Raw genomic sequence first — 19,367 nt, 5'->3', positions numbered from 1 at the left:
GCTATATGAAAATGGATCCCATTAGCTAGAGCCGTCGGGTGAGAGGACGGTCAGAGCGACCGTCCCGCTGCGGCGAACGATTCAGAGCGCGAGGCCCGTGAGCACCAGCACCCGCTCGTAGGTGTAGTCGTCCATCGCGAACTTCACGCCCTCGCGGCCGACGCCGGACTGCTTGGCGCCGCCGTAGGGCATCTGGTCGGCGCGGTAGGACGGGACGTCGCCGATCACGACACCGCCGACCTCAAGGGCGCGGTGAGCGCGGAAGGCGACCTGCACGTCGTGGGTGAACACCCCCGCCTGGAGGCCGTACTTGGAGTCGTTGGCGGCGGCGAAGGCGGCGGCCTCGCCGTCCACCTTCGTCACGGTCAGCACCGGTCCGAAGACCTCCTCGCAGGAGATCGTGACGTCGGCCGGTACGTCCGTGAGCACGGTCGGCGCGTACGAGGCACCGTCGCGCTTGCCGCCGGTGAGGAGGGTGGCGCCGGCGTCGACGGCCTCCTGGACCCACGACTCGACGCGCTGCGCCGCGGCCTCACTGACCAGCGGGCCGACGTCGGTCTTCGGGTCGCTCGGGTCGCCGGTGACCTGAGCCTCCACCGCCGCGACGATGCGCGGGAGGAGGCGGTCGTAGACGGAGGCGTCGGCGATGACCCGCTGCACGGAGATGCAGGACTGGCCGCCCTGGTAGTTGGAGAAGGTGGCGATACGGGTCGCGGCCCAGTCGAGGTCGGCGTCGGAGGAGTAGTCCCCGAGGACCACGGCCGCACCGTTGCCGCCCAGCTCCAGGGTGCAGTGCTTGCGCGGCACCGAGTCCATGATCGCGTAGCCGACCTTCTCCGAACCGGTGAAGGAGATCACCGGCAGCCGCTCGTCCTGGACGAGGGCGGGCATGTGGTCGTTGGCGACCGGCAGGATGCTCCACGCGCCGGCGGGCAGCTCGGCCTCGGCGAGCAGCTCACCGATGATCAGACCGGAGAGCGGGGTGGCCGGGGCCGGCTTGAGGATGATCGGCACGCCGGCCGCGATCGCGGGGGCGATCTTGTGGGCGCAGAGGTTCAGCGGGAAGTTGAAGGGCGCGATACCGAGGACGACGCCCTTCGGGAAACGCCGGGTGAGCGCGAGCCGGCCCTGGCCGCCGGCGTCGGTGTCGAGGCGCTGGGCCTCGCCGCCGTTGAAGCGCCGGGCCTCCTCGGCGGCGAACCGGAACACGGACACGGCCCGGCCGACCTCGCCGCGCGCCCACTTGACGGGCTTGCCGTTCTCGGCGGAGATCAGCTGCGCGATCTCCTCGGTGCGCTCGACGAGACGCCGGCTGACGTGGTCGAGGGCGGCGGCGCGGACGTGGGCGGGGGTCGCGGCGAACTCGTCCCGTACGGCGTACGCGGCGGCCACCGCCTCCTCGACCTGGGCGTCGGTCGGCACACTGACCTTGCCGACGAGGCGTCCGTCCCACGGGGAGGTGACGTCGAAGGTGTCCTCGCCCGTGGCCTGACGGCCGGCGAGCCAGAAGGCGTGGGTGGAAGTCATGTCCCGGCCCTTCCGCGTTGGGGGTGGTCTTGGGGCTTCTCGTCAACCGTAGGGGCGGGGAGGCCGCGGTGCGTTTAGCCGAGTCGTAGTGGTACCGGACGGGAACAGTACAGTTCGGCAGGGCACGTCAATCCGCGGCGGCGATCGGTCCACCACGGCCATCACTCCGCCGCGGCCGTCACTCCACCACGGGGCCGCCGCGGCCGTCACTCCACCACGGGGCCATCACTCCGCTGCGGCCGTCGCCTTCAGCGCCAGCCACAGTTCCATCCGTACGTCCGGATCGTCGAGCGAGCGCCCGAGGATCTCCTCGACCCGCCGCATCCGGTACCGCAGGGTGTGCCGGTGCACCCCGAGATCGGCCGCCGCCGCGTCCCACTGTCCGTGCCGGGACAGCCAGGCCCGCAGCGAGGCGACCAGGTCCCCGCGCCCGGTCGCGTCGTGCTCGGAGAGCGGCCTCAGCAGACCGTCCGCGAACGCCCGTACCGCGTCGTCGGCGAGCAGCGGCAGCACCGACCCGGCGGCCAGCTGCTCGTGCTCGACGAACACCCGCCCGCGCCGCCGGGCCACCGACAGCGCCTGCTCCGCCTGCTTGTAGGCGGCAGCGGCGGCGATCGGCCCGGCCGACGCGGAGAGCCCGACGACCGGCCCGTCGTCCTCGCCCTGCTCCCGCACGTCCCGTGCATCCCGTACATCCCGTACGTCCGAGGAGGCACGCTCGGCCTCCAGCGCCGCCGCGTACTCGCGGCAGGCCTCGACGGCCGCGCCGCCGTCGACAGCGAGCACGACCAGCCGCTCCGGCGGGTGCGAGCCTTGCGATGCTTGCGGTCCTTGCGAGCCTTGCGGCCCTTCTGGTACGACGAGCACAGCCTCTCCGGAGCGGGCCGCCGCCGACTCCATGACCTCGGCGAGCCCGCCCAGCGGATCGCGGTCCGCGCCGGTGCCCTCCCCCACGACCACCCGGAACGGCGCGTCGAGGAGCGCGCCGAACAGGTCCCCGGCGACCGCCCGCGCGTGGTCCGGCTGTCCGGCGAGCAGCATCCGCAGCACCGCCGCGCCGATCCGCTGTTCGGCGGCCTGCAGAGACCGTGAGCGTTCGGTGGTGAGGGTGAGGAGCGCGATCGCCGAGTGGACGGCGTACCGTTCCGCCGTCCCGAGCGCGGCGGCGGTCCCCACCGCGAGGGCTGCCTTCGGCCGTCGTCCGGTGCCGAGGGAGTGCAGTTCGACGCGGTCCTCGTTGTCCGGGAGGCCCACCACGGAGGAGGCGGGCGCCGGGCGCTCCCGCAGCCGTTCCACGTCCGCGGTGAGCCGGGCGGCGCGACGGCCGGCCCAGTCCGGTGCGGTGGCGACGACGGCGCCGGACGCGTCGTAGAGCGCGGCCCACCCGTCGACCTGCGAGGCGAGCGCGGCGAGCAGCCCCTCCGGACCGTCGGCGAGAGCCTGCCTGGTCAGCTCGCGCTGAGCGGCGAACCCGGCGGTCACGGCCCGGTACTGGTCGGCGGCGATCGCCGCGGAGACAGCCTTGCTGATCGCGAGGAACGGGGTCCGCCGGGGCACTTCGAGCAGCGGGAGCCCCTCCTCCGCCGCGGTGTCGACCAGCGCCTTCGGGATCTCGTCGTAGTTGACCCCGACGGCGAACCCGAGCCCTACGACCCCCGCCTCCACCAGCCGCTTCACATACCGCCGCATGGCCTTGGGGTCCTCCGCGTCCAGTTTCAGCGCGGTGATCAGCAGCAGTTCCCCGCCTTCCATGTACGGCACCGGGTCGGCCAGCTCGCTGACATGGGCCCAGCGCACGGGCACGTCCAGGCGGTCCTCGCCTGCGCGCACGGTGAGCTTGAGCGCGGAGTGGTGGACGAGCGAGGCGAGCGTGGGGGGCATGGGGCCTTCAGGTAGAGCAGCGGTCGGAAGGGGGAAGGGGGGTTGGAAGCGAGAACGAGTGATGACGCCGGCCTTTTGGCCGCCGCGTACGAGCGGCGTGCGCCAATTCTGCCTCACCGTACGGTCGTGACGCCCCCGTATGTCCGGTTCAGTGCCCCTGGCCCCGCAGATCCACCAGCAGCGGCGGCGCGTGTTCCCCCTTCACACTGGTCAGCGACAACACCGCGTGCCCGGCCGGCACACCGTGCGCCAACTCGGACGCGGACCAGCGTTCGCGCTCCACCTGGCGGACGGTGACGGCCTCCGTGGTCACGGCTTTGCCGGTGATCAGTTTGCGGAGGGCGTGGATGGCGCGGGTCATGGGCTGGTCGGCGAAGACGGTGTGCTTGGCGACATCCGTGGTCTCCACCCACTCGGTGCCCCAGGCCTGAGCGAAGCGGCTGCCGTCCCAGGTGGTGACGCCGGACAGTGCCATTCGGCAGCCGACCGCGCCGTACAGCGGGCCGTGCAGGGCCTCGGGCACGTCGCCGACGGTACGCAGGGCGAGGACGACCCCCGCGTCCTCGGAGCGCAGCCGCTGGATCCGGCGCAGTGACTCGGTGGTCACGGCGCCGGTGGCGTCGTCGAGCACAAGGCAGGCGAAGTGCCCGCGCTCACGGCCGCGCACCACCGCGGTGAACTGGGCGAGGACCAGCCGGGTGAGCACCTTGGCCGCCTCGTCGTGCCCGTGCTCGGGCAGGTCGATGCGGACCCGCAGCGGATGATGGGCGACGGCTCGCAGCGAGAACGGCCGCGCGGTCCCCCCCTCCGCTCCGAAGAACTCGGCGAACACCGGGCGGTCGAGCAGTGCGAGCCGGTCGGCGAGGGCCTGGCCGGGGTCGTTGCCACCGCCGGCATGGCGCATGCGGGAGTCGAGTTCGCGCCGCATCATGGCGTGTTCGCCGTCAGTGAGTGCCCCGCTCAGCTCCGCGAGCACCCTCGGCTCGCCCTCAAGGAGTTCGCGCAGCACGGGCAGTGCGGGAAACCTCCCGTACACGGCCCGGTAGGGCCCGAGAAGCTGGGCCAGGGCGCCGGCGGCACGCTGAGTGTCCACCGTGTCGAGGTCGCCGACCAGAGCTTCCGCGAGCAGCGCGGCGGCTTCGTCCGGGTCACCGGACTCGGCGTACGGGTCGAGGTCGTGGACGGACGCCGGGTCCCCGACCCTGACGATCACGTCGAACGCGTCGTCCGGACCGAGCGGCTCGCCGGCCGCGCACACCGCGACGACGGCGCACCGGCCGGTGAGGGCCTGGAGGGTGAGGTTCTCGACCAGCGGCCGCACCACGTGCCGTGTCTTGCCCGAACCCGAGGGTCCGACGACGAGCAGCGAGGTCCCCAGCGTGTCCGGGCCGAGCGCGGTGCCGACGCCGCGGTAGGCGAGCGCGGTGCGCTCACCCGCCGCCCAGGTCCCGATCCGCACCTGACCGGCGAGCAGGTCGTGCCGCGCGACACGGCCGGGGAGGTCACGGGAGCCGGAGGGGTGGGTCCAGGCACCACCGGCGGCCCGCAGCACGGTGCGGGTGAAGGAGGAGAGGTCGCCCGTCCGCCGGGCCCGCTTCCAGGCGTGGTCGACGCGCGCGCAGTCCACGTCGTTCATCCGCCCCGCCAGCACCTCGTGGGTGAGGACGTCCGCGGCCTCGAACTGCCCCGCCTCCCGCAGCTCGGGCCAGTGGGCCCGTGATCCGACGGCCGGCGTCTGCTCTGCGGCGGCCGGTGCGGCGGCGGGGTCGCGCGGCGCGTACCGCTCCCGGAGAAGCGGCAGCCAGCCGCCGATGCGGGCGAACGGCCAGAGGAGCAGTAGACCGATGACCACGTAGAGCAGGTTGCCCATCAGCGGCGTGGAAATGAAGTCGTAGCCGCCCGGGAAGATGTTGATGAGGTGGTAGATCGGTCCGGCCACCGGAAGCGCGTTCCAGCCGATGCCGGGGAAGACGCTCGGGATCACGACCAGGTTCTCCGCGACCACGGCGCCCAGCAGCGCGAGCAGCGCCCGGGCCGGCTGCGGGCGGCGCGTGACGAGGTGCCGAATGATCTCCGGCCAGCTCCCCAGGCGCCCCATGCCGTAGACCAGGATGCCGAAGAAGACGCCGTCGGCCACCGTCACGGCGTCGACGCCCTTGCCCTTCGGCGAGGTGGTGCCGGCCCACCACCAGTCGTCCGGGGTGAACACCTTCAGCAGCGCCCATTGGTACGGGATGGCGCCGTGCCGCCACAGCGACCAGAGCACCATGCCCACGACGAGCGGGACGACGACGCCGACGATGGTGATCGGGGACAGCCGCTGCGAGTTCTGTTCCGGCTTGGGCTTGCGGTACCCGAACCGCCAGATTCCGGGGCCGGCGTCGGGCCGGGGTTCGTTGAGCCAGTCGGCGACGGAGGTGCCGACCGCGCCCGGGGCGTGCGTCGGCCTCGGCGGCACGCCCGGCGCCTCCATCGGCGCCGCCGGACGCGGCACAGGATTCGCATGCGTGCCCCGCGCGTCCCGCGTCCCGTCGCTGTCCATCGCCCTCGCCCCTTGACCAGCCGTTCCGTGCATCGTCAGCGAGTCAATCTAACGCGCCAGGAAGGGGAGTTCACCGTTTACGCGGCCGGGCCTGCGGCAAGAGACGCGAACCCGGCACTGTCCACGGCGGACAACCCGCGGCGCCGACACCGCCCACATGGAGCATGCCCACCCTTCGCCGCCGGTCCTAGCCTGCGAGAAAGGAAGAAAAAGAAACAGGACAGCGCGCAAGCGTCCGCACCACCCCCAGGAGCCCCTCATGACCGCACTTCCGCAGGAGCGCCGCGTCGTCACCGCGATCCCCGGCCCGAAGTCCCAGGAGCTGCAGGCCCGCCGTACCGCGGCGGTCGCGGCCGGTGTGGGTTCCGTGCTGCCCGTGTTCACCGCGCGCGCGGGCGGCGGGATCATCGAGGACGTCGACGGGAACCGGTTCATCGACTTCGGTTCCGGTATCGCGGTGACGAGCGTCGGCGCCTCCGCCGAAGCCGTCGTACGCCGTGCCTCCGCGCAGCTCGCCGACTTCACCCACACCTGTTTCATGGTCACGCCCTACGAGGGGTACGTCGAGGTCGCCGAGGCGCTGGCCGAGCTGACCCCGGGTGACCACGCCAAGAAGTCCGCGCTGTTCAACTCCGGCGCCGAGGCCGTCGAGAACGCGGTCAAGATCGCGCGGGCGTACACCAAGCGGCAGGCCGTCGTGGTGTTCGACCACGGGTACCACGGGCGCACCAACCTCACCATGGCCCTGACCGCGAAGAACATGCCGTACAAGAACGGGTTCGGGCCCTTCGCTCCCGAGGTCTACCGCGTTCCCGTCGCCTACGGCTACCGCTGGCCGACCGGTCCCGACAACGCCGGTGCCGAGGCCTCCGCGCAGGCCATCGACATGATCAACAAGCAGATCGGCGCCGACAACGTCGCCGCGATCATCATCGAGCCGGTCCTCGGCGAGGGCGGCTTCATCGAGCCGGCCAAGGGCTTCCTGCCGGCGCTCAGCAAGTTCGCCGCCGACAACGGCATCGTGTTCGTCGCCGACGAGATCCAGTCCGGGTTCTGCCGTACGGGCCAGTGGTTCGCGTGCGAGGACGAGGGTGTCGTGCCCGACCTGATCACCACCGCGAAGGGGATCGCGGGCGGGTTGCCGCTCGCCGCGGTCACCGGGCGCGCCGAGATCATGGACGCCGCGCACGCCGGTGGGCTCGGCGGTACCTACGGCGGCAACCCGGTCGCCTGCGCCGGTGCGCTCGGCGCCATCGAGACCATGAAGGAGCTCGACCTCAACGCCAGGGCGAAGAACATCGAGGCCGTGATGAAGGCCCGGCTCGGTGCGATGGCCGAGAAGTTCGACATCATCGGCGATGTGCGGGGGCGCGGCGCGATGATCGCCATCGAGCTGGTCAAGGACCGTACGACCAAGGAGCCGAACCCGGAGGCGACGGCCGCGCTCGCCAAGGCCTGCCACCAGGAGGGGCTGCTGGTCCTGACCTGTGGTACCTACGGCAACGTCCTCCGCTTCCTGCCCCCGCTGGTCATCGGGGAGGACCTGCTGAGCGAGGGCCTCGACATCATCGAGCAGGCGTTCGCACGCATCTGAGCCACCCTCTCCCGTACTTCCCGGTCACAGGGAACCCGCAGCTCCCGCACAGGGGCCGCGCCCCATCCGTCCCACCCGCCCCAGCCCTTTCGTCCTCCGTGATTCACAGGCTGGGGCGGCGGGCGTCAGGCCGTGTGAAGAAGGTGTGCGGGGTGCATGACGGGACGCGAATCCGCCTGTCTTCCCTCCAGTCACTGCCGTAGGTTCTACCCAGATGAGAGAAACACCCCGCCCACAGGGGACTGTGGGCGACTTCAGGACGAGGCCTCCCCAGCTTCGCCCTGGTCGTGCCCTCGCGCACACAACAGGAGCCTCCGGCTCCGAATCTCCTCACCGATCGGACAGTCGCCCGCCCCAAACCCCCCGGGGCGGCCGACGATCCGATCCGGACGGCCGGCCCGGAACTACCCCCCCTGTTCCGGACCGGCCGACCTCCTTTTTCTGGCTCCTTCTCGCCCTTCCCGCGCTGCTCTTCGCGGTGATCACCTGGCAGGTCGCGGCCGACGGCCCCCTCCTCCGCCTGGACGAGCGCCTGAGCCGCACACTCCTCCACCCGGACCGCTTCTCCGAACTCCTCGCCGACCTCGGCAACGTCCAGGTCGCGGTCCCCGTCCTCGTCGTGGTCCTTCTCTACGTCGCCCGGCGCGGCCGTGCCAGTGGTACGGACCGCTGGTGGCCGGCACCGCTCGCGGCGGCCGTGCTGATGACCCTGGTCCCGGCGCTGATCGTCCCCGTCAAGGAACTGATCGCCCGCAGCGGCACCCCGGCCGTCCCGCCCGGCACCGGCTACTACCCCTCCGGCCACACGGCCACCGCGATGATCGCGTACGGCGCCTCGACGCTCGTCCTCCTTCCTTGGCTCCGGACGTCGTACGCCCGCCGCGGAGCCGTCGCGATCTGCGCCCTCCTCGTGGCCGCCGTCAGCTTCGGGCTGGTCCGGCGGGGCTACCACTGGCCTCTGGACGTGGTGGCCAGCTGGTGCCTGGGGACCGTGCTGCTCGCGTTGCTGCGGCTGTTCCTCGACCGCGGTCGAAGTGCGGGCCGCGATCGAGGCGAGCCTCAGCCGAAGTAACCGTCGAACGTCTTCTGGAACTCCCAGTTCGAGTACCGGTCCCAGTTGATCGACCAGGTCATCAGGCCGCGCAGGGTCGGCCAGGTGCCGTGGGTCGTGTACGAGCCGCAACTCACCTTCTTCGTCAGGCAGTCCAGGGTTTTGGTGACCTCGGCGGGAGCCACGTAACCGTTGCCCGCGTTGACCGACGCCGGCATGCCGATGGCGATCTGGTCGGGGCGCAGGGCCGGGAACATGTTGGTGGTGTCGCCCGCGACCGGGAAGCCGGTGAGCAGCATGTCGGTCATCGCGATGTGGAAGTCGGCGCCGCCCATGGTGTGGTACTGGCCGTCGAGACCCATGATCGGGCCCGAGTTGTAGTCCTGGACGTGCAGCAGGGTGAGGTCGTCGCGCAGGGCGTAGATGACGGGCAGATACGCGCCGCACCTCGGGTCCTGGCCGCCGAACTTGCCGGTGCCGTAGAACTGGTAGCCCATCTGCACGAAGAAGGTCTCGGGCGCCATGCTCAGCACGAACTTCGAACCGTACTTGGCCTTCAGGGTCTTCAGGGCCGCGATTAGATTGACCACCACGGGAGTTGTGGGGCTCTTGAAGTTCGTGTCGCTCGCGTCCAACGACAGCGAATGGCCCTCGAAGTCGATGTCCAGGCCGTCCAGTCCGTAGGTGTCGATGATGTTCGAGACCGACGACACGAAGGCGTCCCTGGCCGCCGCCGTAGTGAGTTGGACCTGGCCGTTGGCGCCGCCGATGGAGATCAGCACCTTCTTCCCCGCCGCCTGTTTGGCCTTGATCGCGGCCTTGAAGTCGGCGTCGCTCTCGACGTTCGCGCACTCTCCCCCATTCTCGGCTTCGCTCGAACGGGAGGGGCCCCCATCCGGGCAGCGGTTGAAGCGGATGTCTCCCGAGGTGGCGGAGGTGGGTTCGCCGAAGGCCAGGTCGATGACGTCCCAGCTGTCGGGGACGTCGGCCAGGCGCGTGTAGCCGGAGCCGTTGGCGAAGCTCGCGTGGAGGTAGCCGACGAGGGCGTGGGTGGGCAGTCCGGTGCTGGGGCCCGAGCCGGTGGCCGTGGTCGCGGTGACCGCCGTCGACTTCGGTGACTCGCCCGCGTCGTTGACCGCCGTGACCTGGAAGCTGTACGCCGTCGCGGCCGTGAGGCCGCTCACGGTGGCCGAAGTGCCGCTCGCCGTCTGGACTTTCACGCCGTCGCGGTAGATCGCGTAGCTCGTCGCGCCGGTGACGGCGGACCAGGAGAGGGCGACGGAGGACGAGGTGACCGAGCCAACGGCGAGGCCTGTGGGGGTGGTTGGCGGTTGGCCCGGGTCGACCGCCGGGCCGGTGAGGGAGATGTCGTCGGCGTAGTAGGTGCCGGTGGCGTACCAGCCGTGGGTGTAGATCGTGACCTTGGTGGTGGACGGGCCGGTGGTGAAGCTTGTCGTCAACCGCTGCCAGTCGGGGGCCGATTGGGTCCAGGTGGAGACGTCCGTGGTGCCGGTGCCGCTCGCGCCGAGGTAGACGTAGCTGCCGCGGACGTAACCGGCCAGCGCGTACTGCGAGTTCGGTTTCACGGTCACCGTCTGCGCGCACTGCGCGTAGTCGTTGCCGGCCGGGGTCGCCTGCAACGCCGAACTGCCGCCGTGCACGGGCGACTTGACGGTCGTACCGCTGCTCGCGGAACAGGACCAGTTGTCGAGGCCGGACTCGAAGCCTCCGTTCTTCGCCAGGTCCGCGTCGGCCGCACGGGCGGCCGACGAGAGTGCGGTGATGCCGGGTACGGCCAGCATGGCGGCCGTGAGCATGGCGAGGACAGGTCTGGAGCGATCCACAAGGGCCTCCGGGCATGGGGGAATTGGAGGGGTGGAGCGCGCCCAATTTGGTCCAGACCAATTAGCTTGTCAAGACCTCACCCACTCATCCGTCCTCCCCTTCCGTCGCCAGCCCCGCCGCCGCCTCGTGCATCGCGAGTTCGAGGAGTGCGGGGTCGGTGAGGGTGCCGGAGCCGTCCGGCGGTACCAGCCAGCGGACTCCGCCGGTCGACCTGCCGGGGTACGGCACGACGATCCAGGTACCGGGTCCCGCCGTACGGATCCCGGTGCCGAGCCAGCGGGCGGCGGTGCCCGGCGGCACCAGGAAACCCATGCGTGCGTCGCCGAAGTCGACGAGTACCGGGCCCGGTTGGTCGATGACCCGGGTGAGCACATCGAGCGTGGGGTATCCGAGCTCACCCGGCAGGATGAGTACGTCCCAGGCCTTGCCGGCGGGCAGCAGCGCGATCCCCATGGGGTTGCGCTCCCATTCCCAGCGGCAGGCCTCCGGATCCGGAGCCACGGATGCCAGCCACTCGACGGCCGTCTTCGCCCCAGTCATGAGGAGACCTCCCTTTCTCATGTCGACGCTGGTCGCGTCACAGGAGAGAGGGAGGTCGGCTCACGGCATTACGCGGGTTCCGGCACCCCGATGGAGTGAACCGGGTCACACCCGTCGAGCGGCCGGGCTCAACTGTCGAAGCCCAGGCCCAGCTTGTCCATCGTCTTCAGCCACAGGTTGCGCCGGCCGCCGTGGTCGTCGGCGCGGGCCAGCGACCACTTGGTGAGCGCGATGCCGGTCCAGGCGAAGGGCTCGGGCGGGAAGGGCAGCGGCTTCTTGCGGACCATCTCCAGTTCCGTGCGCTCGGTGCGCTCCCCCGCGAGCAGGTCCAGCATCACGTCCGCGCCGAAGCGGGTGGCGCCGACGCCGAGGCCGGTGAAGCCCGCCGCGTAGGCCACCCTGCCCTGGTGAGCGGTGCCGAAGAACGCCGAGAAGCGCGAGCAGGTGTCGATCGCGCCGCCCCACGCGTGGCTGAAGTTGAGGCCCTCCAGCTGCGGGAAGCAGGTGAAGAAGTGCTCGGCGAGCTTGGCGTACGTCTCCGGCCGGTCGTCGTACTCGGCGCGCACCCGGCCGCCGTAGGGGTAGATCGCGTCGTAACCGCCCCACAGGATGCGGTTGTCGGCGGAGAGGCGGAAGTAGTGGAACTGGTTCGCCGAATCGCCCAGGCCCTGGCGGTTCTTCCAGCCGATCGACGCCAACTGGTCGGCCGAGAGCGGCTCGGTCATCAGGGCGTAGTCGTAGACCGGGACGGTGTACGAGCGGACGCGCTTGATCAGGTTCGGGAAGATGTTGGTGCCGAGCGCGACCCGGCGGGCGCGGACCGAGCCGTACGGAGTGCGTACGGCCATGCCGGCGCCGTACGGCTTGAGGGCGAGGGCGGGGGTGTGTTCGTAGATGCGGACGCCGAGCCCGAGGCAGGCGCGCTTCAACCCCCAAGCCAGTTTGGCCGGGTTGAGCATCGCGACGCCCCGGCTGTCGTGCAGGCCGGCCAGGAAGGTCGGGGAGTCGACCTGTTCGCGAACCGCTTCCCCGTCCAGGAACTCGATGCCGTCGGCGAGGCCCTTGCTCGCCAACTCGGCGTGCCAGTCGTGGAGTTCCTCGGCCTGGTGCGGCTCGGTGGCGACGTCGATCTCGCCGGTGCGCTCGAACTCGCAGTCCAGGGAGTAGCGGGCGACCGCGCTCTCGATCTCGTCGAGGTTGCGGGCGCCCAGCTCCTCCAGCTTGTGGATCTCGTCGGGCCAGCGGGTGAGGCCGTTGGACAGGCCGTGGGTGAGGGAGGCGGCGCAGAAGCCGCCGTTGCGGCCCGAGGCGGCCCAGCCCGCCTCGCGGCCTTCCAGCAGGACGACATCCCGCTGCGGGTCGCGCTCTTTCGCGATGAGCGCGGTCCACAGTCCGCTGTAGCCGCCGCCGACGACCAGCAGGTCGCAGGTCTCGGCGCCGGTGAGCGCGGGCTCGGGGTGGGGTTTGCCGGGGTCGTCCAGCCAGTACGGGACCGGCCGGGCTTCGGAGAGAGACTTCGTCCAATTGGTGTTACGGCTCATGGCGCTTGGGGCCATGATTTCAACTCCCTACAGGGCGCTAGCGGTTATGCCTTTACCTTGTTGCGGCGGTTGGTGATCACCATCGAGGCGAGCACCAACAATACGGCGACGAGGAACATGGCCGTACCGATGACATTGATCTGAACGGGTGTGCCGCGCTGTGCCGAACCCCAGACGAACATGGGGAAGGTGACGGTCGAACCCGCGTTGAAATTGGTGATGATGAAATCGTCGAAGGAGAGCGCGAAGGAGAGCAGCGCGCCTGCCGCGATTCCGGGGGCCGCGATGGGCAGGGTGACACGCAGGAAGGTCTGCGCCGGGCCGGCGTAGAGGTCCCGGGCCGCCTCCTCCAGGCGCGGGTCCATCGACATCACACGGGCCTTGACGGCGGTGACGACGAAGCTGAGGCAGAACATGATGTGGGCGATCAGGATGGTGTAGAAGCCCAGTTGGGCGCCCATGTTGAGGAACAGGGTGAGCAGCGAGGCGGCCATGACGACCTCGGGCATCGCCATCGGCAGGAAGATCAGCGAGTTGACGGCGCCGCGGGCGCGGAAGCGGTAGCGGACCAGCGCGAAGGCGATCATCGTGCCGAGGACGGTGGCGCCGATGGTCGCCCAGACGGCGATCTGGAGGCTGATGGAGAGCGAGCCGCACATGTCGGCGACACCGCACGGCTGCTTCCAGGCGTCCAGCGAGAACTGCTGCCACTCGTAATTGAAGCGCCCCTTCGGCTTGTTGAAGGAGAACACCGTGACGATGACGTTCGGGAGCAGGAGATATCCGAGTGTCAACAGGCCGGCGATGACTACGAAATGGCGCTTGAACCAGCGTACGACTGCCATTTAGACCAGATCCTCCGTCCCGGACTTGCGAATGTAGATGGTCACCATGGCGAGAATGGCGGCCATGAGGACGAAGGAAAGTGCCGCCGCCGTCGGGTAGTCCAGGATGCGCAGGAACTGCGTCTGGATGACGTTGCCGATCATGCGGGTGTCGGTGGAGCCGAGGAGTTCGGCGTTGACGTAGTCACCGGCCGCCGGGATGAAGGTCAGCAGGGTGCCGGAGACGACGCCGGGCATCGACAGCGGGAAGGTGACCTTGCGGAAGGTGGTGAAGGGCTTGGCGTACAGGTCGCCGGCCGCCTCGTGCAGCCGTCCGTCGATGCGCTCCAGCGAGGTGTAGAGCGGGAGGACCATGAACGGCAGGAAGTTGTACGTCAGTCCGCAGACCACCGCGAGTGGCGTGGCGAGGACGCGGTCGCCGGAGGTCCAGCCGAGCCAGTTGGTGACGTCCAGGACGTGCAGCGTGTTGAGGACGCTCACGACCGGGCCGCTGTCCGCGAGGATCGTCTTCCAGGCGAGCGTGCGGATCAGGAAGCTGGTGAAGAACGGCGCGATCACCAGAATCATGATCAGGTTGCGCCAGCGTCCCGCGCGGAAGGCGATGAGGTACGCGAGCGGGTAGCCGAGCAGCAGACAGAGGATGGTCGCGGCGGCGGCGTAGAGGCCCGAGCGCACGAACTGCGGCCAGTACTCGGACACCGCGTCCCAGTAGGTCGAGAAGTGCCAGGTGACCTTGTAGCCGTCCTCCAGAGAACCCGTCTGGATCGACGTGGAGCCCTGGTAGATCATCGGCAGCGCGAAGAAGATGATCAGCCACAGAATGCCGGGCAGCAGCAGCCAGTACGGCGTCCAGCGGCCCCTCTTGCGCGGAGGCTTCTTCTCCGGCGCGGGCGCCAGGGGCGGCGCCTCGGTGACTGCGGCCATCAGGCGGCCTCCTCTTCGGTGTCGACGCCCGCGTCGATGTCCTGCGCCGCGTCGAGGCCGAAGGTGTGGGCCGGGTTCCAGTGCAGGACGACGTCGGCGCCGGGGCGCAGCCGGGAGTCGCGGTCGATGTTCTGGGCGTAGACCTCGAACTCGGGGCAGACCGGGCTGTCGATGACGTACTGGGTGGAGACGCCGATGAAGCTGGAGTCGGCGATCTTGCCGGTGATGCGGTTGCGGCCGGCCGGGATCTCGCCCGCGTCGTCGGCGGGCGTGAGGGTGATCTTCTCCGGGCGTACGCCGACCAGGACCTTGCCGCCGGTCGTCGTGGGCGCGGAACATCGCGCCTCGGGCAGGACGAGCTTGCCGCCGCCCGCCTTGAGGACGATGTCGTCGCCGGACTTGGAGTCGACCTCGGCCTCGATGAGGTTGGAGGTGCCGAGGAAGTTGGCGACGAAGGTGGTGTTCGGGTTCTCGTAGAGGTCGCTGGGCGAGCCGAGCTGCTCGACGCGGCCCGCGTTCATCACGGCGACCGTGTCGGCCATGGTCATGGCCTCCTCCTGGTCGTGCGTGACGTGCACGAAGGTGATGCCGACCTCGGTCTGGATGCGCTTGAGCTCCAGCTGCATCTGGCGGCGCAGCTTGAGGTCGAGGGCGCCGAGGGGCTCGTCGAGGAGCAGCACCTTGGGGTGGTTGATCAGCGCGCGGGCCACGGCGACACGCTGCTGCTGGCCACCCGACAGCTGGTGCGGCTTCTTGCGCGCCTGCTCGCCGAGCTGGACGAGGTCGAGCATGTCGACGACCTGCTGCTTCACCGACTTGATGCCGCGCCGGCGCAGACCGAAGGCGACGTTCTCGAAGATGTCGAGGTGCGGGAAGAGGGCGTAGGACTGGAAGACGGTGTTCACCGGTCGCTTGTACGGCGGGAGGTTGGTGACTTCCTGGTCGCCGAGGTGGACGGTGCCGGAGGAAGGTTCCTCCAGGCCCGCGATCATGCGCAGGGTGGTGGTCTTGCCACAGCCGGAGGCGCCGAGCAGGGCGAAGAAGGAGCCCTGGGGCACGGTCAGGTCGAGCGGTTGTACTGCGGTGAAGCCGTTGTCGTAGGTCTTGCTGATACCGGAGAGGCGGACGTCGCCGCTGTTGTCCTTGGTGTTCATCCTCGTCACGCCCCTGTGAGCTTTGCGAACTTCTGCTGGTAGGCCGTCTCTTCCTTCGAGCTCAGGGAGCGGAAGGCGTGGGACTTGGCCGCCATGGCCTTGTCGGGAAGGATCAGCGGGTTGCTCGCCGCCGACTTGTCGATCTTCGCGAGATACGGCTTCACGTCCGCGACCGGGCTGACGTAGTTGACGTAGGCGGCGAGTTCGGCGGCCGGTTCGGGCTCGTAGTAGTAGTCGATGAGCCGCTCGGCGTTCGTCTTGTGACGCGCCTTGTTGGGGATCAGCAGGTTGTCGGTCGACGTCATGTAGCCGGCCTCGGGGATGACGTAGCCGACGTCCGGGTTGTCCGACTGGAGCTGGACGATGTCGCCGCCCCAGGCGACACAGGCCGCGAAGTCGCCCTTGGTGAGGTCGGACGTGTAGTCGTTGCCCGTGAAGCGACGGATCTGGCCCTTGTCGACGGCCTTCTGGAGGCGGGCGATGACCGCGTCGTAGTCGTCGGTGGTGAACTTCGCCGGGTCCTTGCCCATGTCGAGCATGGTCATGCCGACGCTGTCGCGCATCTCGGTGAGGAAGCCGACGCGGCCCTTGAGCTTGGGGTTGTCGAGCAGGTCGGAGATCGACTTCACCTCGACGCCGTCGAGTGCCTTCTTGTTGTAGGCGACGACCGTCGAGATGCCCTGCCACACGTACGAGTAAGCCCGGCCCGGGTCCCAGTCGGGGCTGCGGAACTGGTCCGACAGGTTGGCGTAGGCGTGCGGCAGGTTGGACGCGTCCAGCTTCTGCACATACCCCAGCCGGATCATGCGGGCGGCCAGCCAGTCGGTAAGGACGATCAGGTCGCGGCCGGTGGGCTGGCCGGCGGCGAGCTGCGGCTGGATCTTGCCGAAGAACTCGTCGTTGTCGTTGATGTCCTCGGTGTACTTGACCTTGATGCCGGTCCGCTTGGTGAACGCGTCCAGCGTGGGACGGTGCTTGCCGCTGTCGTCCGTGTCGATGTACTCGGGCCAGTTGGAGAAGTCGATCTCCTTCTCCGTGGCCGAGTGGTCGTCGGCGGACACACCTCCCTGCGTCTTGCCTGCCGCGGGGATCCCGCAGCCGCTCAGGGCCCCGAGTCCGCCGACCGCGAGCGCGCCGCCGGCGGAGGCGCGCAGCACCGAACGACGGGTCCACGCGGACCTGCTCTTGCGGAAGCTGCGCCGGACGGCGGCCACTTCGGCCGGGGTCAGGCGGTCGGGCTCGTACTGCTTCATGCGCGTGCTGCCCTTTCGGGAGGAGACGGCGGCGCCCTGGGCGGCCGTCAGTTCTGCTATCGGTCCCCGAAGATCGTGCGGTGCCAGTCCTTCCTGGCGACCGCCGTGTTGTCGAACATGACGTGCTTGATCTGGGTGTACTCCTCGAACGAGTAGGCGGACATGTCCTTGCCGAAGCCGGACGCCTTGTAGCCGCCGTGGGGCATCTCGCTGATGATCGGGATGTGGTCGTTGATCCACACGCAGCCGGCCTTGATCTCGCGGGTCGCGCGATTGGCCCGGTAGACGCCCTGGGTCCACGCGGAGGCGGCGAGCCCGTACGGGGTGTCGTTGGCGAGCGCGATGCCCTCGTCGTCGCTGTCGAAGGGCAGGACCACCAGCACCGGGCCGAAGAGCTCCGACTGCACGATCTCGCTGTCCTGGGCGGCGTCCGCGACCAGGGTGGGGCGATAGTACGCGCCGTTCTTGAGATCTCCCTGAGGAGCCTCGCCGCCGGTCACCACACGCGCGTAGTCACGCGCCCGGTCGACGAAGGCGGCCACGCGGTCGCGCTGGACGTGCGAGATCAGCGGCCCGAGGTCGGTGCCGGGGGCGAACGGGTCGCCGACCCTGACACTCGCCATGAGGGCGGCGGTCTTCTGGACGAACGCTTCGTAGAGGGGCCTTTGCACGTACGCGCGCGTGGCGGCCGTGCAGTCCTGCCCGGTGTTGATGAGCGAACCGGCGACGGCTCCGTTGACGGCGGCTTCGAGGTCGGCGTCGTCGAAGACCACGAAGGGGGCCTTGCCGCCGAGCTCCAGGTGGATGCGCTTGACGGTGGCGGTCGCGATCTCGGCGACGCGCTTGCCGACGGCGGTGGACCCGGTGAAGGAGGTCATAGCTACATCCGGGTGGCCGACTAGATGCTCACCGGCCTCCTTCCCCGTCCCCGTGATGATGTTGATGACACCGTCCGGGATGCCGGCCTCGGTGGCGGCCTGCGCGAACATCAGCGAGGTGAGCGGGGTCAGCTCGGCGGGCTTGAGCACGATCGTGTTGCCGGCCGCGATCGCCGGGAGGATCTTCCAGGCGGCCATCTGGAGGGGATAGTTCCAGGGCGCGATGGAGCCGACGACACCGATGGGTTCACGGCGTACGTACGACGTGTGGTCGCCCGAGTACTCACCGGCGGACTGCCCCTGCAGGTGCCGTGCGGCACCGGCGAAGAAGGCCGTGTTGTCGATGGTCCCGGGGATGTCGAACTCGCGGGTCAGCTTGAGCGGCTTGCCGCACTGGAGGGACTCGGCGCGGGCGAAGTCGTCCGCGCGCTCGGCGAGCACGGCGGCGAAGCGGTGCAGCGCGTCGGAGCGCTCGCCGGGGGTGGCGCCCGACCAGCCCGGGAAGGCGGCGCGGGCGGCGGCCACGGCCGCGTCCACGTCCGCCGTACCGGCCAGCTCGTACGTGTAGACGTCCTCGCCGGTCGCCGGGTCGACGACCGCGTGGGTGTGGCCCGAGGTGCCCTTCGTCAGGCGGCCCGCGATGAACTGCGCGCCGTCCGCGAAGTACTCCTGAGCGGGGAATCGGTCCGGGGTGACGCTGCCCGGGTTGTGCATGTCGCTCTCCTCCGCCTTCGCCCCGCTTCGTCCGCTGGCGGGTGGCGTAGCTCCAGCTCGATTTGAATGCCGATCCTGACAGAGCAAAGGGACTCCAACAAGTGATTCCGTTGTTGCCTTTTGGTTACGCGACGGAATCTGTCGACCAGGTGTCGAGTCCTCGTGGAAAAGGGGGGACGGAGTGTCAGTGGTGCCTGCAAGACTCGCGTGTATGGACAAGATCACGGGGAAGCTCGCGGCGGGGGCCGCGCAAAAGATCGATTCGCAGGAAGCCCTGATCAGGGAAGTGCGCTCGGGGGCCAGGGTCAAGTACCTGCACTTCTGGGGTCACCGGCCACGCCCGGACGGCCGCGTGGGCACGAGCTGCCTGAGCCAGTGGTGGCCGTCGCCGTTCACGGTGGACGGGATGACCTATGCGACCGCCGAGCACTGGATGATGGCCGGGAAGGCGCGGCTCTTCGGCGACGAGGACGCTCTCGCGCGGGTGCTGGCGGCGGGGCATCCGTCCGTGGCGAAGAAGGCGGGGCGCCTCGTGCGGGGCTTCGACGAGGAGACCTGGGCGCGGGAGCGGTTCGGGATCGTCGTCGAGGGGAGCGTCCACAAGTTCGCCGCGGACGAGGAACTGCGGACGTTTCTGCTGGGCACGGGTGAGCGCGTGCTGGTGGAGGCGAGTCCGGTGGACCGGGTGTGGGGCATCGGCCTGACCGCGGACGACCCAGCGGCGGAGGATCCCGAGCGGTGGCGGGGGCCGAATCTGCTGGGGTTCGCGTTGATGGAGGCGCGGGGGCGGTTGGGGTAAGGGTGGCTTGGACCTTCGGGGGGATGGAGAGCGGCGAGGCACTTCGGGGAGCAGGGCTGGGACGGGGCTGGCTGGGGAGCTGGCGCTGACTTGGGTCCCGGGGGCAGCTGAGGTGAGGGGCGCGCCCGGGGGGCGTGTCGGGGAGGGCGCTTCGGCAGCAGCAGGGCTCGCTTTGGTGGCGGACTGGGTGCCGCTCCGGCGAGGCCTGCCGCGGGAGCCTGTCGGAGGGGGTGCCTGCTGTGGTCAGCCCTGGAGCAGGGTCGGTGCCGACAGGCTGAG

14 protein-coding genes are annotated in these 19,367 nt (G+C 69.9%); 3 read left to right on the top strand and 11 right to left on the bottom strand.

From position 1 onward, the window contains the following. Nucleotides 1-81 precede the first annotated feature (81 nt). The 3 genes from ACWDEW_RS07885 to ACWDEW_RS07875 form a co-directional block, all read right to left on the bottom strand. Nucleotides 82-1,527, bottom strand: a complete 1,446-nt coding sequence (locus ACWDEW_RS07885) for an aldehyde dehydrogenase family protein (RefSeq protein WP_450510620.1) — start codon at nt 1,525-1,527, stop codon at nt 82-84. A gap of 225 nt (nt 1,528-1,752) precedes the next feature. Then, on the bottom strand, nt 1,753-3,408 hold the full coding sequence (locus tag ACWDEW_RS07880) for a PucR family transcriptional regulator (protein ID WP_450510618.1): 1,656 nt from the start codon (nt 3,406-3,408) through the stop codon (nt 1,753-1,755). A 148-nt stretch (nt 3,409-3,556) separates the two neighbouring features. Continuing rightward, nucleotides 3,557-5,950 carry an ATP/GTP-binding protein gene (locus tag ACWDEW_RS07875; protein ID WP_450510616.1) on the bottom strand — a complete coding sequence of 798 codons (2,394 nt, stop codon included), beginning with the start codon at nt 5,948-5,950 and terminating at the stop codon, nt 3,557-3,559. Between the two features lie 259 nt (nt 5,951-6,209). Between ACWDEW_RS07875 and gabT the strand changes: the two genes are divergently transcribed. Beyond that, a complete protein-coding gene (gabT, locus tag ACWDEW_RS07870; RefSeq protein ID WP_450510614.1) occupies nt 6,210-7,544 on the top strand; it encodes a 4-aminobutyrate--2-oxoglutarate transaminase in 1,335 nt (444 codons plus the stop codon). Between the two features lie 478 nt (nt 7,545-8,022). Next, nucleotides 8,023-8,616 (top strand): phosphatase PAP2 family protein, encoded by a 594-nt coding sequence (locus ACWDEW_RS07865; RefSeq protein ID WP_450510612.1) that lies wholly within the window; start codon nt 8,023-8,025, stop codon nt 8,614-8,616. On the opposite strand, the gene ACWDEW_RS07860 is transcribed toward ACWDEW_RS07865, so the two are convergent. From ACWDEW_RS07860 to ACWDEW_RS07825, 8 genes are all read right to left on the bottom strand, one after another. Beyond that, nucleotides 8,604-10,412, bottom strand: a complete 1,809-nt coding sequence (locus ACWDEW_RS07860) for a chitinase (RefSeq protein ID WP_450510753.1) — start codon at nt 10,410-10,412, stop codon at nt 8,604-8,606. The genes ACWDEW_RS07865 and ACWDEW_RS07860 overlap by 13 nt on opposite strands. Before the next feature lie 112 nt (nt 10,413-10,524). Continuing rightward, nucleotides 10,525-10,980 (bottom strand): hypothetical protein, encoded by a 456-nt coding sequence (locus ACWDEW_RS07855; RefSeq protein WP_450510610.1) that lies wholly within the window; start codon nt 10,978-10,980, stop codon nt 10,525-10,527. A gap of 128 nt (nt 10,981-11,108) precedes the next feature. Continuing rightward, nucleotides 11,109-12,536 (bottom strand): NAD(P)/FAD-dependent oxidoreductase, encoded by a 1,428-nt coding sequence (locus ACWDEW_RS07850; RefSeq protein WP_450510608.1) that lies wholly within the window; start codon nt 12,534-12,536, stop codon nt 11,109-11,111. A gap of 29 nt (nt 12,537-12,565) precedes the next feature. After that, a complete protein-coding gene (locus ACWDEW_RS07845) occupies nt 12,566-13,366 on the bottom strand; it encodes an ABC transporter permease (protein ID WP_450510606.1) in 801 nt (266 codons plus the stop codon). Further along, on the bottom strand, nt 13,367-14,290 hold the full coding sequence (locus ACWDEW_RS07840; protein ID WP_450510604.1) for an ABC transporter permease: 924 nt from the start codon (nt 14,288-14,290) through the stop codon (nt 13,367-13,369). After that, nucleotides 14,290-15,444 (bottom strand): ABC transporter ATP-binding protein, encoded by a 1,155-nt coding sequence (locus ACWDEW_RS07835; RefSeq protein WP_093632126.1) that lies wholly within the window; start codon nt 15,442-15,444, stop codon nt 14,290-14,292. Before ACWDEW_RS07835 ends, ACWDEW_RS07840 begins: the two co-directional genes overlap by 1 nt. A 5-nt stretch (nt 15,445-15,449) precedes the next feature. Beyond that, entirely contained in the window at nt 15,450-16,697 is a 1,248-nt protein-coding gene (locus tag ACWDEW_RS07830) for an ABC transporter substrate-binding protein (protein ID WP_450510601.1), read from the bottom strand. A 56-nt stretch (nt 16,698-16,753) separates the two neighbouring features. Then, nucleotides 16,754-18,289: a gamma-aminobutyraldehyde dehydrogenase gene (locus ACWDEW_RS07825; RefSeq protein ID WP_450510599.1), complete on the bottom strand. Its 1,536-nt coding sequence runs from the start codon at nt 18,287-18,289 to the stop codon at nt 16,754-16,756. A gap of 211 nt (nt 18,290-18,500) precedes the next feature. Here ACWDEW_RS07825 and ACWDEW_RS07820 point away from each other — a divergent pair, with 211 nt between their 5' ends. Then, nucleotides 18,501-19,088, top strand: a complete 588-nt coding sequence (locus tag ACWDEW_RS07820) for an NADAR family protein (protein WP_450510597.1) — start codon at nt 18,501-18,503, stop codon at nt 19,086-19,088. Nucleotides 19,089-19,367: the final 279 nt, after the last annotated feature.

The organism is Streptomyces sp. NPDC001100, assembly GCF_053598575.1.
The sequence above is the reverse complement of the archived record's forward strand: the minus strand, read 5'-3'. Positions and strand labels throughout refer to the sequence as shown.